Annotated in this window: 12 protein-coding genes; 1 reads left to right on the top strand and 11 read right to left on the bottom strand. The window is 51.6% G+C overall.

Annotated elements, in window-relative coordinates; translation table 11 throughout:
- Positions 1 to 9: 9 nt before the first annotated feature.
- The gene (locus ACFQ1T_RS05970; protein ID WP_379074806.1) at positions 10 to 777 is read left to right on the top strand and encodes an MBL fold metallo-hydrolase; all 768 of its coding nucleotides are present in this window, start codon (positions 10 to 12) and stop codon (positions 775 to 777) included.
- Between the two features lie 43 nt (positions 778 to 820).
- On the opposite strand, the gene ACFQ1T_RS05975 is transcribed toward ACFQ1T_RS05970, so the two are convergent.
- From ACFQ1T_RS05975 to yajC, 11 genes are all read right to left on the bottom strand, one after another.
- On the bottom strand, positions 821 to 1,153 hold the full coding sequence (locus tag ACFQ1T_RS05975; protein WP_275356279.1) for a P-II family nitrogen regulator: 333 nt from the start codon (positions 1,151 to 1,153) through the stop codon (positions 821 to 823).
- 45 nt (positions 1,154 to 1,198) lie between these two features.
- On the bottom strand, positions 1,199 to 4,300 hold the full coding sequence (locus tag ACFQ1T_RS05980) for an efflux RND transporter permease subunit (RefSeq protein ID WP_194748622.1): 3,102 nt from the start codon (positions 4,298 to 4,300) through the stop codon (positions 1,199 to 1,201).
- Between the two features lie 3 nt (positions 4,301 to 4,303).
- Entirely contained in the window at positions 4,304 to 5,455 is a 1,152-nt protein-coding gene (locus ACFQ1T_RS05985; protein WP_275356277.1) for an efflux RND transporter periplasmic adaptor subunit, read from the bottom strand.
- Between the two features lie 10 nt (positions 5,456 to 5,465).
- Positions 5,466 to 6,710 carry a TolC family protein gene (locus ACFQ1T_RS05990; protein WP_194748620.1) on the bottom strand — a complete coding sequence of 415 codons (1,245 nt, stop codon included), beginning with the start codon at positions 6,708 to 6,710 and terminating at the stop codon, positions 5,466 to 5,468.
- Positions 6,711 to 6,803: 93 nt separating this feature from the next.
- Positions 6,804 to 7,157: a hypothetical protein gene (locus ACFQ1T_RS05995; protein WP_194748619.1), complete on the bottom strand. Its 354-nt coding sequence runs from the start codon at positions 7,155 to 7,157 to the stop codon at positions 6,804 to 6,806.
- Between the two features lie 220 nt (positions 7,158 to 7,377).
- The gene (gene clpA, locus ACFQ1T_RS06000; protein ID WP_379074812.1) at positions 7,378 to 9,633 is read right to left on the bottom strand and encodes an ATP-dependent Clp protease ATP-binding subunit ClpA; all 2,256 of its coding nucleotides are present in this window, start codon (positions 9,631 to 9,633) and stop codon (positions 7,378 to 7,380) included.
- A 274-nt stretch (positions 9,634 to 9,907) separates the two neighbouring features.
- On the bottom strand, positions 9,908 to 10,219 hold the full coding sequence (gene clpS, locus ACFQ1T_RS06005) for an ATP-dependent Clp protease adapter ClpS (protein WP_194748617.1): 312 nt from the start codon (positions 10,217 to 10,219) through the stop codon (positions 9,908 to 9,910).
- Between the two features lie 81 nt (positions 10,220 to 10,300).
- Positions 10,301 to 11,572 carry an HlyC/CorC family transporter gene (locus ACFQ1T_RS06010; protein WP_313985737.1) on the bottom strand — a complete coding sequence of 424 codons (1,272 nt, stop codon included), beginning with the start codon at positions 11,570 to 11,572 and terminating at the stop codon, positions 10,301 to 10,303.
- A gap of 81 nt (positions 11,573 to 11,653) precedes the next feature.
- Complete coding sequence (gene secF, locus ACFQ1T_RS06015) at positions 11,654 to 12,598, bottom strand: protein translocase subunit SecF (protein ID WP_194748615.1); 945 nt, start codon at positions 12,596 to 12,598, stop codon at positions 11,654 to 11,656.
- Positions 12,599 to 12,642: 44 nt separating this feature from the next.
- Positions 12,643 to 14,472: a protein translocase subunit SecD gene (gene secD, locus ACFQ1T_RS06020; RefSeq protein WP_194748614.1), complete on the bottom strand. Its 1,830-nt coding sequence runs from the start codon at positions 14,470 to 14,472 to the stop codon at positions 12,643 to 12,645.
- A 60-nt stretch (positions 14,473 to 14,532) separates the two neighbouring features.
- The gene (gene yajC / locus ACFQ1T_RS06025; RefSeq protein WP_194748613.1) at positions 14,533 to 14,847 is read right to left on the bottom strand and encodes a preprotein translocase subunit YajC; all 315 of its coding nucleotides are present in this window, start codon (positions 14,845 to 14,847) and stop codon (positions 14,533 to 14,535) included.
- Positions 14,848 to 15,192 lie beyond the last annotated feature (345 nt).

The raw sequence follows: 15,192 nt of genomic DNA on the forward strand, positions 1-15,192 counted from the left end.
GGTCCGCGTGTGCGATTTGCATCATTAGGCAGTGGCAGCGCAGGCAATGCCACGCTGGTAGAAGCCGGGGAAACCCGGCTTTTGCTTGACTGTGGCTTTAGCGTCAAGGATACCGTGCAGCGTCTGGCGCGCTTGCAGTTGGCCCCTGAGCAACTGACAGGCATCTTGGTGACGCATGAGCACGACGATCATGCGCGAGGCGCGTTTAAACTGGCTGCACGCTACCAGATCCCAGTCTGGCTCACGCATGGTACCTACCGCATGTGCGAGCGCTATTTGCCTAGCCAGGCGGTGACGGTAAAGCTGATTGATGCTCATACGTCATTTGCCCTGCAAGACATAGAGGTCCATCCCTATCCTGTGCCACATGATGCCCGCGAACCCGCACAATTTGTGTTTACGGATGGTGCGCACAAGCTGGGTGTGCTTACAGATGTTGGCAGTGTGACCCCGCACATCGTGGCCATGCTACAGGCGTGTGATGGCTTGCTGCTTGAGTGCAATCATGATCTGGAGATGTTGCGCACTGGACCTTATGCACACTCGCTAAAAAAACGGGTAGGTGGCTGGTTAGGGCATCTGGACAATCAATCCAGTGCCCAGCTACTGAGTCAGCTGGATAACCGCCGCCTCAAGCATCTGGTTGCTGCGCATTTAAGCGAGAAAAATAATACGCCTGCCTTGGCCAGGCAGGCGTTGAGTGAAGTCTTGCATTGTGACAGTGACTGGATAGGCATTGCCCATCAGGCTGAGGGTCTGGACTGGCGAGACTTGTAAGGCACGCCAGTATGCCTCCGCCTAACTTAGTGCCACATGATCGCTAGTCTAGCACCATGATTTGCTCTGACAGCCTGATCATGCGTTCCACGGGCGTCACCCAGACTATGCCATCTCCCACATTGCCGGTATGGGCCACCTCGACGATGGTTTGCAAGATACCCTCTACCAGGTCATCCGGCACCACCATGTACAGATAGACTTTAGGGCTGTAATCGGTGAGCTCCTCTCGTACCCCTGCACTTGGTTTTTGCAGGTGTGGACCGCAGCCTTCCATCTTGTGGACGGACATGCCGGGGAAGCCTTTGATGTTGCGCAAGGCCGAGCGGATTTTAGGTAATCTCGCTGGTTGTACAACCGCTTTGATTTCTTTCATAAACAGTCACCCTGAATATTTTTACGTCGCTTGTTTAGGCATGGATTATGCCTCTATTTTGCTTTCTTCAAACTTACGGTACAAGGTTGGCACCACAATCAGTGTCAACAAGGTTGAAGTGATCAAGCCACCAATGACCACGATCGCCAATGGCCGCTGTACTTCTGAGCCTGGGCCTGTGGCAAACAGAAACGGCACCAAGCCTAGCATGGCCACCGTGGCCGTCATCATGACTGGTCGGAACCGCTGCGCGCAGCCCTTGCGAATCGCCTCCAGTTGACTCAGGCCTTCATCACGCAAGGTGCGGATATAAGACACCAGCACCACGGCATTAAGTACTGCAATCCCCCACAGGGCAATAAAGCCGACAGAGGCCGGGACTGATAAATATTCGCCGGTGACAAACAAGGCAATCACGCCGCCAATCGAGGCAAATGGCAGCACCAGAATAATCATGGTGGCAAAGCGTATCGACTGGAACAGCAAGAACAGCAAGAAGAAAATCGCCGCAATGGTGACTGGGATAATAATCATCAGGTGCCCCATGGCCCGCTCCATGTTCTGGAACTGGCCACCATACTCAAGGTAGTAACCATCGGGCAATTGCAGGCGCTGATCCAGCACTTGTTGCAGCTCCGCCACAAAACCACCCAGGTCGCGGTCTTTCACGTTCACCCCGATGACAATGCGGCGTTTGGCCAGCTCGCGGCTGATCTGCGCCGGCCCATCCTTCACTTCAATATCGGCCACATCGTCCAGCGCCACACGCGAGCCGTTAGGGGAGGTCAACATAATGTTGCGGATGGCTTCTTCGTTATTACGGAAAGATTCTGGATAGCGCACTGCGGCTGAAAATCTGCGTTGTCCCTCAAAAATCTCGGTGGCGATTTTGCCGCCTATGGCTGTTTCAACGATGTCATGCACATCGGCAGTGTTGATGCCATGTCGGGCAATCGCCTGACGGTCAATCGTAATATTCAGGTATTGTTGCCCGGAGACTTTTTCTACCTTGATTTCTGTCGCGCCTTTGACCGTGCCGGCAATCTTGGCAATTTCGTCCGCTTTTTGTTTCAGCATATCCAGATCTTCACCGAAGATCTTGACGGCGACATCGGCACGCACCCCAGTCAGCAACTCATCCACGCGGTCAGAAATAGGCTGCGCCATGATGATTTGCACGCCCGGGATGTACTTCTCAAGCACTTGACGCATTTTTTCCGCAATATCATCCTGTGTCCAGCCTTCCGGCCATTCATCACGCGGTTTCAGGCTGATAATGGGGGTGGACTCGTTTTGTGCCTGCGCATCGGCCGGACTTTCACCACGGCCGAGGCCGGAGATGGCAGACTTGACGCCCGGCACTTGCTCCATGATCAGCTTCATCGCCTTGTTTTCCATTTTCATGGATTCTTCGAGCGAAATATTAGGGACACGGTTAATGCCCGGCACAATCGAGCCTTCTTTCATTTCTGGGATAAAAGAAGTCCCCAAAAACGGGAATAGCGCAATGGTGCCAATAAATAAAAGCGCCGAGAAAGTAATGGTTTTTTTCTCGTTATTGAGTACCCAGTTCAGAGCGGATAAATAGGGTTGCTTGATCGTCTGTATCAGCTTGGTGTCTTCACCGCTCCCGCCCTTTAACACATAGGAGCACAGCGCTGGCGTCAGGGTCAGCGACAAGATCAGCGACACAAACAGGGCAATGGCAATGGTGTAGGCCAGAGGCGCGAACATTTTGCCTTCCATGCCTTCCAGTGTCATCAATGGCAAGAACACCAGGATAATAATGCCTACGCCAAACAAAACGGGTGTCGCCACTTCCGTGGCAGCTTCCAGTGCCACGCGAATCCGGCTTTCGTCTTTACGGTGCCCCAGGTGGTGAAACGTATTTTCAACCACCACGACTGATCCATCGACCATCAAGCCAATGGCAATCGCCAGTCCGCCCAATGACATCAGGTTGGCAGAAATCCCGTAATGGTTCATCACCATAAAGGTAATTAGTGGCGTCAGCACCAGCGTGCCGACCACAATCAGGCTGGAACGCACGTCGCCCAGGAACAGGAACAGAATCACAATCACTAGAATAATGCCTTCAATCAGCACTTTGGTAACAGTGTGTAGTGCCGCATCCACCAGTTCGCTACGATCATAATAAGGCACGATCTGCAAGCCATGCGGCAGCATGCCTTTGCTGTTGATTTCTTCTACCCGCGCTTTGATACGGCTGACTACTTCCTTGGCGTTGCCGCCACGCATCATGATGACAATGCCACCCACGGATTCGGTATCACCATTTTTCAGCACCACGCCGACGCGCACTTCATGGCCTATGGTGACTTCTGCGACATCACGGATGTAGACCGGGATGCCGTTTTCTTCCTTGAGCACCATGTTGCGGATATCGTCGAGGTTTTGCACCAGGCCCACACCGCGGATCAGGTATTGCTCGGCATAGTGGGGCAGAATGCCGCCGCCACTGTTGGCATTATTACGCGCTAACGCTTCATACACATCTTTGAGCTTGATCGAAAAATGCGTCATGCGGTCAGGATTGACCAGGACCTGATATTGTTTAACGTAACCGCCTTGAGAGTTAATCTCGGCCACACCGGGAATACCGCGCAGCAATGGGCGCACGACCCAATCCTGGATGGCGCGTCTTTCGGTCAGGTCTTCACGCGTCAGTTCTTTTTTGCCATCACTGGGTTTGTCCAGCGTGAATTGATACACCTCTCCCAAGCCAGTGGAGACAGGCCCAAGAATAGGCGTCACGCCTTGAGGCATACGCTCCATGACTTCCATCAGGCGTTCCATCACCAGTTGGCGGGCGAAATACACATCGGTGCTGTCAGTGAAAACCAGCGTAATCAGTGACAGGGCGTTTTTGTTCACCGATCGCATTTCAGTGAGGCCGGGAAGGCCAGTCATGGCGATTTCCAGCGGTACGGTGATAAACCGCTCAACTTCTTCCGGAGATTTCCCGGTGGCCTGTGTCGCAATCATGACCTGAACGTTGGTCACATCAGGGAATGCGTCGACAGACAGTTTTTTAACGGCAAATAAACCGGCGCCAATCAGGGCGATGGCAAGCACCAACACAATCAGGCGCTGCTTGAGCGCGCTGCGAATTAAAGACTCAATCATGCCTTACTCCATTTCTTTGCGCTTACGCTCGTTATTGACGTGAAAAGCGCCATCCAGCACGATTTGATCACCAGCTTGCAAGCCCTGTAATACTTCCCGGTAACCCTGATAGGTTCTACCGAGGGTGACAGGCATCAGTTTGTATTGCGTTGGTTTCATGGTTTGCACAAAAACATGGTCTGCATTGTTTTCACGCACCACAGCCGTCGCGGGTACAGCCACAACTTTTTCCGGTTTAGCCTCGAGCAGGATGGTGATCAGCATGTCTGGCTTTAACAGCATTTTGCTATTATCGATATTGGCACGCGCCATCACGGTCCGCGTGGCCGGGTTAACAATATCGCCCACAAATGCCAGCTTGCCAGTCAATTCGGCATCGTCCAGTGCCGGCACCTCAATATTGATGGTCTGTCCTTCGCTGATATGTGCAATTTGCTGTTCAGGGATCTCGGCGACTGCCCAGACATGCGATAAGTCTGCAATCACAAACAGTTCTTCGGCCGGGGCGACGACTTGCCCCAGTCTGGCATTGCGCGCGATGACCGTGCCGGTGATTTTTGAATTGACCTGGCTGGTAGACATGCCGCTATTGGCCAGACCCAGCTGTGCGATGGCATTAGGCGCCATGCCAAGGACCTGTAACTGGTCGCGGGCAGCATTGACCTCTGCATTGGCGGCATTGAGCTCACCTTCACGGCGCTGCAATTCGGCCGGGCTGATCACGTCGGCTTCAAGCAATTGCTTGGCGCGGTCAACGGCCTTTCTATGCAATTGCATCTGCTGGCTGGCTTTAATATAACTTAGTTGATACTGCGCCAGCTCTGTACTTTTGATGGTGGCCAGACGCTGGCCTGCTTTAACTTCGTCGCCCAGATTGACATCGAGTGTACTGATACGACCGGTAATCGACGCCCCTGCACGCGATTCATATTGTTCATCCACCTGGATACGGCCAGGGATGCGCAAAGTATCGACGAACTGTACTTCGGTGACCGGACCGGCCTTGACGTTGGCTTGTAATTCTTTGGTCAAGGTGACCAGGCTAGGGTCGACGACTTCTTTTTTTTCTGCAACCGGGGCAGGTTTTTCTGAGCACGCGGTAGACACCACAGCCAGCGCGGCGACCAGTAAAGTTGAAAATAACACACGAGACATGACCATCCCCTTAAGGTTGTACCAAATCGGAACCGATGAAACGTTCGATTTGCAAGACACTGAAAAAATAATCGAATTTGGCAATCAGGTAGTCCCGTTTGACTTCACGATTGACGCGTTGTGCATCCAGATACTCCAGAATGCCGCGTTCTCCGAATTTATAAGCCGCTTCAGCGCGACTCAAGGTTGCCTGCGATTGTTGCAACAAGCCGTTTTCAAACGCTTTTAGCTGGTTGCTGGCAATCACGGTCCGTTGATAGGCGCTGTCTATCTCCTTACGCAGCAACAGTTGCTGCTGCTTGATGTTGGCATTGGCTTCCTCAATCCCCGCCACTGCTTGTGCTATCTGGCCTTCGCGCCGGTTCCAGACCGGTAAAGGCACCACCACGCCTACTCTTAAGGTATTCAGGTCAGGGTCTTGCGTGAAGTCTGACTTCACGGTCACCCCGGGGAAACGAAGCGCCTGCTCCAGTTTGAGTTTGGCTTCAGCACTGTCCCTGGCACTCTGCAGCTGTTGCAGGTAAGGATTGTTCTCTGCCGAACGTCTCAATTCGGTGATGTCGGGTAGGTTCGAGATGGTAGGTAACTGCCGCTTGATCTCAAACGCGTCAGGCATATTGCCGATCATGCCATGCAACATGGCTTTGGCTTCGTCAATTCTGGTTTGTGCACTGGCATAGTCACGTTCAGTAGCCAGTAATTCAGTATCCGCCTTGATCAATTCATATCTGGCCGCTTCGCCTATTTCAACCTTGCGTTTGACGCGGCTTTGTACTTGCTGCAGTAACGCCAGGTTTGCGCCCAGCATTTCCATAATCTGCTGGCGGAGTAAGACATTCAAATAAGCCGCTTTAATCTGGTTACGCAAGTCAAAGCTGGTAGTGTGGATGCCTTTCTCGGCGTAATTAAACTGCTGCTCAGCATATTCACGACGGGAGGCGCGCGTGCTAAGAAAGTCCAGTGGCTGGGAAATGGTCACGCCATAGTTCTGGTTGGTCGTACCTGGGGCATTACGATATCTGGCGGGTCCCGCCATGATTTCCAGGTCCGGATTATAGTAAGAACGCGATACGGTGACGCCAGCGGCAGCAGCTGCCGTTTGAGCTTTACTCACTGCAATGGTGGGATTCTCAGCCACTGCTTTGTCCAGCAGCATTTGCAAGTCAAAAGTTTGGCCTTCGGCCAGTGCGAGGGCGGGCAGGCTACACAGCCATCCCAGCCAGTATAAGGTTCGCCAACGAATACAAGACAACATAATGATCCTCATGACAGAGTGCTGTTGACAGCACTCTGTGAATACATATGACACCTGCGTCACATCCTGAGGATGCGCGCAGTAACGACGTCTTTAAACGGATTGCGGAGGCCGGTCTAGCCAGAAGGATAAGAGCAAGTGATAGGAAGAGGATTGATGTTCGGGAGGATGGAACTGGGTTTTATGTAATGGGTAACTGAATCCGGGGAGCAGGATTTTATCAATGTCGATTTCGGCAATCTCAAGCATGTCAACCGAGTTGCTCACCTCTCCAAAGTCCGCAGACAAGGCGTCATCAGACGCGTTAGCCAGGCTCGCGACTGTAGTGACGGCGTTGTCAAGCAAGCCGGTCTCGAGCAGGGTAGTGGTGGCCGCCGGTTCGGCGGCCGTTGTTTGCAGTGCAAACAGCAAACACAACACATGTAGAAAATAAAAAATCTTTTGCATGTACAAAATCAGTTCTGTCAGGCAATTCATTGATAGCAATAACTATACCAGCAATTTGCATATCCCTAACGTATTGATTTTAAGCCTGGCTGAAACAAAACACGGGAGCCAGGCAGCAATCGCATGACTCGTGTCCATGGTTTTTTTGCACTAAAGCAGTGCAAGAAACACAAAAGCCACCGTTTAGAGTGGCCTTTGTGCGATGAAAGTTCAATCCAAATCAGGCTGAAACAGTTTCCTCTTTAAAGTTCAACTGAATCTGGTCATGTTCATCAATATCAATATGGACCTGACCACCATCATTTAGCTTACCAAACAGCAATTCATCGGCCAGGGCTTTGCGGATCGTATCCTGGATGAGGCGTGCCATCGGACGCGCACCCATGAGTGGATCGAAGCCTTTTCTGCCCAGATAAGCCTTAAGCTCATCACTGAAGGTGACATCCACTTTTTTCTCATGCAACTGATCTTCAAGCTGCATCAAGAACTTGTCTACCACGCGCAGTATGACTTCCTGGTTCAGGGCGCTGAACGACACAGTCGCATCGAGACGGTTACGGAACTCAGGGCTGAACAAACGCTTGAGGTCAGCGGCTTCATCAGTGCTGTCCTTGCTGTTGGTAAAGCCTATGCTGGCTTTTGACATGCTTTCTGCACCCGCGTTAGTCGTCATGATAATGGTGACGTTGCGGAAATCCGCCTTGCGGCCATTGTTATCTGTTAGCGTGCCATGATCCATCACCTGCAACAGAATGTTGAAGATGTCAGGATGAGCTTTTTCAATTTCATCCAACAGCAATACGCAGTATGGTTGCTTGGTGACCGCCTCAGTCAACAAACCGCCCTGGTCAAAGCCGACATAGCCCGGAGGCGCACCAATCAGGCGGGAGACGGCGTGACGCTCCATATACTCGGACATATCAAAGCGCAGCAACTCAATGCCCAGGATGTAAGCCAATTGTTTGGCCACCTCGGTTTTACCGACCCCGGTGGGACCCGCAAACAGGAAGCTGCCAATCGGCTTGTTGCCATTGCCCAAACCGCTGCGAGCCATTTTGACGGCAGAAGACAATACTTCGATTGCCTTGTCCTGACCAAACACCACGGCTTTGAGATCGCGTTCCAGCGTTTTGAGCGCATTGCGGTCATCACTGGAAATATTTTTGGGCGGAATGCGCGCAATCTTGGCAATAATCTCTTCAATCTCTTTATTACCAATAATTTTTTTCTGCTTGCTCTTGGGCAGAATGCGCTGGGCTGCTCCTGCTTCGTCAATCACGTCAATCGCCTTGTCTGGCAAATGACGGTCATTGATATATTTGGCAGACAATTCAGCGGCCACAGTCAGGGCGCTGGCACTATATTTTACGCTGTGATGCTCTTCAAAGCGGGTCTTAAGGCCTTTGAGAATTTCAATGGTCTCAGCCACGCTAGGCTCTTGCACGTCGATTTTCTGGAAGCGACGAGACAAGGCGTGGTCTTTCTCGAAGATGCCACGGTATTCCTGATAAGTGGTCGCACCTATGCACTTGAGTGAACCGTTGGAGAGCGCTGGCTTGAGCAGGTTGCTGGCATCCAGCGTGCCACCACTGGCAGAGCCGGCGCCAATCAGCGTGTGGATTTCATCAATAAACAAAATCGCATCCGGTTTCTCGGACAATTGTTTCATGACTGCTTTCAAGCGTTGCTCGAAATCACCACGGTATTTGGTGCCTGCCAACAGCGCGCCCATGTCGAGCGAGTACACGGTGGCATTTTCCAGCACTTCTGGAATTTCTTTGTTGACGATGCGTGAAGCCAAGCCTTCTGCAATCGCAGTTTTACCTACGCCTGCCTCACCCACCAGCAGCGGGTTGTTTTTGCGGCGACGGCACAGTGTCTGAATCACGCGCTCAAGTTCCAGGCCACGCCCAATCAGCGGGTCAATTTTGCCCGCAACAACTTGTGCGTTTAGGTTCAGGGTGAAGTTTTCGAGTGCGCCTGTGCTGACACTTTCACCTTCAGTTTCCTGTTCGCTGTTGCTGGATTTTTGCTCGTTTTCCTGGATTTTGGCTACGCCATGTGAAATGAAGTTGACCACATCCAAGCGAGTCACGCCTTGCTGATGCAGGAAGAACACGGCATGCGAATCTTTTTCGCCATAGATTGCGACCAGCACATTGGCGCCTGTCACTTCTTTTTTGCCGGAGGACTGCACATGCAGCATTGCGCGCTGGATGACGCGTTGAAAGCCCAGGGTCGGCTGCGTGTCAACCTCATCGCTGCCAGCCACTGTCGGCGTGTGTTCTTCAATATATTGGCTGAGCTCGCTACGCAGGGTATCAAATTTGGCACCGCAAGCACGCAGGACTTCAGCGGCTGTCGGGTTATCTAACATAGCCAATAACAGATGCTCAACCGTAATCAATTCGTGACGCTTTTGTCTCGCGTCCATAAAAGCCATGTGCAGGCTAACTTCAAGTTCTTGAGCAATCATGATGACTTTCCTTAATACACTACACTACAAAAAACGCCGGATTCACAACAGCAACCCTTCGCTAACTGGCAAAAACGATTTGTTTTCTTGTTATCGTGCTTTTTTCAAAAAAATTCAATGCCCCAATCGTACTATTTGCTCAAGTTTAAATGAGTCAAACTGAATGAAACCATGTATTCACATGCTACCACTGCTGCTGATGCTTTGAAGCGCAAGAATGTCAGCGTATTTGCCCGATATTCTTGCGATGCCTATTCCCGGCTTCAACCCTGTGTTACGCCGCTTCAATGACGCATTGCAAGGGATGTTGCGCTTCTCTGGCCGACTCCAGCACCTGGTGCATTTTGGTTTCAGCTATGTCTTGTGGGTATACACCGCATACGCCCACACCCTCGGTATGTACTTTGAGCATGATTTGCGTCGCTTGTTCGCGGGTCTTGCTAAAAAAACGCTCAATCACTGCCACCACAAACTCCATCGGGGTGTAGTCATCATTGAGTAACAACACCTTGAACAGTTCGGGAGGTTTGGGTTTGGCAACTTGAGGGGCTACCGCCAAATCACTATCACGCTTGGGTCTTGCCATAGTTTCGTATACCTGTCTTAGGACTTATTTTGCGCCTTGTATTAAAAAATTCAAGTGCTGGATACGGAAGTTAGCCGTGTTTTAAAGATAAATTTTGACGCGCTTGACGATACGGTCCTGCGCTTCCAGGATTTCGAGCCGGTGATCACCGATCTTGAAGCTGGTATTCTGCTCGGGAATATCCTCAAAGTGCTCCAGAATCAGTCCATTCAATGTACGTGGACCATCGGTAGGCAACGAGAGTTTCAATTTGCGGTTGAGATCGCGCAACAGACTGCTGCCATCCACCAGCCAGCTGCCATCTTCATGTTGATGAAACTGGCGTTCATGTTCTGGCGTTTGAGTGGTGAACTCACCGACCACTTCTTCCAGAATGTCCTCCAGTGTCAGCAGGCCTTTGAATTCGCCATATTCATCTACCACCAGCGCAATGCGTTCATGGTGCTTCTGAAACTGCTGTAACTGGGTATACAGCGGCGTGCCAGAAGGGATGTAGTAGGGCAGACTCATGGCTGCCTGCAGCAACGCTTTGGTGGGCGCCTGGCCGGTATGGAAGTCGCGCAGGAGCGGCAGTACTTTGCGCACATGTAAAATGCCAACAATGTCTTCATGATCGCCCTGGCGCACTGGCAGCCGAGAGTGGTGGCTACGCACCAGTTGTTCCATGATTTGCTCAATCGGATCATCGAGGTCTATGAATTCCACCATGGTGTGCGCCGTCATTGCATCGTCGACAATAATGTCTTCCAGATCAAGCAAGTTGAGCAAAATGGTCCGGCTTTGTGACGGGATATATTGCCCGGCATCGCTGACAATGCTGCGTAGTTCTTCAGAGGTTACCGCTTGGGCCTGCTCGTCAAAGTTAACGCGTACCCTGAGTATTTTGAGGAAGGCTTTGACAAACAGATTGACAAACCAGACCACGGGCGTGAATAACCATAATAGCGGGTAGAGCAGGTAACTGCTGGCAAAGCCCAGTTTTTCTGCATGGGCAGCGGCAATCACTTTTGGCGAAATCTCACTGAACACCAGAATGGCAAAAGTGATGGCCAGCGAGCCAAACATCAGCACATAGTCGCCTTCACCAAACAGGCGCTCGGAAATAATCACTTCCAGCGTCGAGGAGCCCACAATACAAAACGTGTTACCCAGCAGGATGGCACCCAGAGTTTTGTCGGTTTGCGCAATCAAGCGGCTTGCCAGTTTAGCCCCGCGGTGACCTTCTTTGGCCAGATGTCGCATGCGGTAACGGTTCAGCGACATCAAACTGGTTTCGGCAATAGAGAAAAAGGCCGTAAAAGCCAGCAACAGCAGTAGCAGGCAAATCTGCCAGCTTAAGGGGATATTGTCCAAGGGAGCGACGATAAAAACAAGAAGCCACTAGTGTACTCACCAGTGGCTAAAAATCAAGGGAAACCGGGACTAGGTCGCGGCTTAGGGGGCGAGGGCGGCTTCGTCTTCTTTCGGTTTTTTCTCGCTGTCACCAATCAGGTTGGCACGGTTGACGCCCAGCCACATGGCAATCGGGCAGGCAACCAATACGGATGAGTAAATGCCGAACAGAATGCCAATGGTCAAGGCCAGTGAGAAGTTGTGCAAGGTTTCGCCACCAAAAAACAGCATGGAACAGACCATGGTCTGCGTCATGATGTGGGTGATGATGGTGCGGGACATGGTACGCGTAATCGCATTGTCAATCACTTGCACTGCGCTGGCTTTACGCATTTTCTTGAAGTTTTCACGCACACGGTCAAAGACCACCACAGATTCGTTCACCGAATAACCCAGCACGGCAAGAATCGCGGCGAGCACCGTCAGGTTGAACTCCCACTGGAAGAACGCAAAGAAACCCAAGATAATAATCACGTCGTGCATGTTGGCGATGATGGCAGCTACCGCAAAACGCCATTCAAAACGCAAGGCCAGGTAACCCATGATGCCTGCGCAGACCAGCAGCAAGGCCAACGCCCCATTTTCATACAACTCTTCACCCACTTGCGAGCCGACAGACTCCACGCGACGGATTTCAGCACCAGCATCCGCGCCTTTCAGGGCAGTCGAGATTTTTTCAGAGAGTTGGGCAATCGATAATTCTTTTTTAACGGGCAGGCGGATCAGCACATCCTGGCTGGAGCCGAAGTTCTGCACCGTGACATCTTTCAAGCCAACCGCATCCATGACCTGGCGAATTTGCTCGATATTGGCAGCGGCCGGGTAATGTACTTCCATCACGGTCCCGCCGGTAAAGTCCACCCCATAATTGAGGCCACGGTGAAACAGGAAGAAAATTGCCAGCACAAACGTGATCAGCGAGATTGAGGTGGTCAGACGCCCGTAACTCATGAACGGGATGTCTTTTTTAATTCTGAATAATTCCATAATGTGTTCTCTTAAATGCGTTTCTAGTCGTGGCAGGTCACGGATTAGCCGATCCGCAGGTGCTCAATCTTGCGGCGATAGCCATACAAGAGATTCACCAGTGCACGAGAAACCAGCACGGCACTAAACATAGAGGTCATAATGCCCAGCACGTGAACCACAGCAAAGCCTTTGATCGGGCCGGTCCCGAACATGAACAGTGCCAGACCTGCAATCAAGGTCGTCACGTTGGAGTCGAGAATCGTATCAAACGCGCGATCGTAACCGGCATGGATACTGGCTTGCGGCGTATTGCCGTTACGCAACTCTTCACGGATACGCTCGTTGATCAGTACGTTGGCGTCAATTGCCATCCCCAGGGCCAGTGCAATCGCGGCCAAGCCAGGCAGGGTGAGTGTGGCTTGCAACATGGACAGGATGGCAACCAGCAATAGCAGGTTCACGCCCAAAGCCATCACCGAGACGCCCCCAAACACCATGTAGTACACAATCATCATGACCGCAATCGCGGCAAAGCCCCACAGTGTAGAGTGCACACCACGTTTGATGTTTTCTTCACCCATGCTTGGGCCCACAGTACGCTCTTCAATGATTTCCATCGGTGCGGCCAATGCCCCGGCACGTAACAGCAATGAAATGTCTGTGGCTTCCTGCGCGTTGGCCATGCCGGAAATCTGTACGCGGCCACCGCCAATTTCTTCATTGATCACCGGCGCTGTAATCACTTCGGTGCTACCTTTTTCAATCAGCAAAATCGCCATGCGTTTGCCAACGTTTTCTCGGGTGACATTTTTAAAGATTCCCGCACCACGGCCATCCAGCGTGACATTCACGACTGAAGCGCCATTTTGGCCATTCACACCAGGCCCTGCATCGGTAATCCGGTCACCGGTCAGCACCACATTCTTTTTCACCAGTACGGGGCGACCTTCACGGTCAGTGAACATCTCATCGCCAAACGGCACCTGTCCGCTTTGCGCTTTTTGCAAAGTAGCCATGTCAGACTTCTCTTCGTCTACCATGCGGATTTCCAGAGTCGCGGTCCGGCCCAGGATTTCCTTCGCCTTGGCGGTATCTTGCACACCAGGCAATTGCACCACAATGCGGTCCATGCCTTGCTGTTGCACGATAGGCTCAGCGACGCCCAGCTCGTTAATCCGGTTGTGCAGCGTTTGCAGGTTTTGCTTGAGTGCGAATTCCTGAATGCGTTTTTGCGCCATCACACTCATGCTGGCTGTCAGGTTGAAGTCCTTGTCGCTGCCCGTAATTTTATAAGTCAGGTCAGAATAGTCCTTTGCCAGCAGGTTGCGTGCTTTGGTGGCTTCTGCTTCGGATTCAAATTTCACTACCACCACTTGGCCCTGGCGCTCAATGCCGAAATAATTGACTTTTTCTTTACGCAAGGCCATGCGGAAATCGCCCATGGTGCTTTCTGCGGCTTTATCCAGCGCGGCTTTCATGTCTACTTGCAGCAGAAAGTGCACGCCGCCACGCAAGTCCAAACCCAGATACATCGGCTTGGCGCCTATGCTTTGCAGCCAGTTTGGCGTTTGTGGCACCAGATTGAGCGCGACGGTATAGTCTTTGCCCAGGTTGGCGACCAATTTGTCTTTTGCCAGCAGTTGCGTATCGGTATTGGCAAAACGTACCTTCACGCCGCTCGCATCCATAAACACGCCATCAAACGGAATATCCGCGAGCTTGAGCGTATCCTCCACTTTGCGCAGCAAGCCCTCATCCAGCTTGAGCGAAGTTTTGGCCGGACTGATTTGTACCGCAGGCGACTCCCCAAAAAAGTTGGGGATCGTGTACAGCAGCCCAATCACAATCACGGTGCCAATCAGCACGAATTTCCATAACGGATAACGGTTCATAACAAACTCTTGTTCAGAATGAAAGGCAAGCGCTTTGCGCTTGCACTAAATGGATAACAGTTAAATCGATTTTAAAGTGCCAGCAGGCAGCAAGGTCTGCACAGTATGTTTCTGTACATGCACCACGGTATTGGCCGCGATTTCGATGCTGACAAAATTTTCACTGACTTTAGTCACTTTGCCGACAATCCCGCCGTTGGTCGCCACTTCATCGCCTGCCTTCAGTGTTTCGAGCATGGATTTATGCTGCTTGGCCTGCTTGACTTGTGGGCGGATCAGCATGAAATAAAACAACACAAAAATGACCACCATAGGCAAAAAGCTCATAAAGTCGGTGGCTGGCGCGCCAGCGGCATAGGCATTGCTGATAAACATAATACTTGTTCCTGAATGAATCTAATAAGTAACTCGCGATTCTAGCACAGGCAAGAGAAGAATAAATGGCGGGGTGTGATTCGAGGATGAAAGGGCGTTATTTGCTGAAATGCGTTTTATGAGCGTTGTCGTTCTGGCAGAGGCCGGAATCTAGACGAGGGTAATATTAGCTTGGTTATGATTGAAGCATGAGCGTTAGTAAAGGGAGCGACTGTTCGAGTCACGCAGCGGCTCACGCATTTTGTGAGCTGCCAGGTCGAGTTTCGTGACCGCTTGTTTTGGCGAGCAACGTAGGGGATAAGCGGAAGCTAGGGTGTTGTGTTCTTTGCCTTCTTTTTGATGGAC

Source organism: Methylophilus glucosoxydans (genome assembly GCF_042676145.1).
GTDB classification, from domain to species: Bacteria; Pseudomonadota; Gammaproteobacteria; order Burkholderiales; family Methylophilaceae; genus Methylophilus; species Methylophilus glucosoxydans.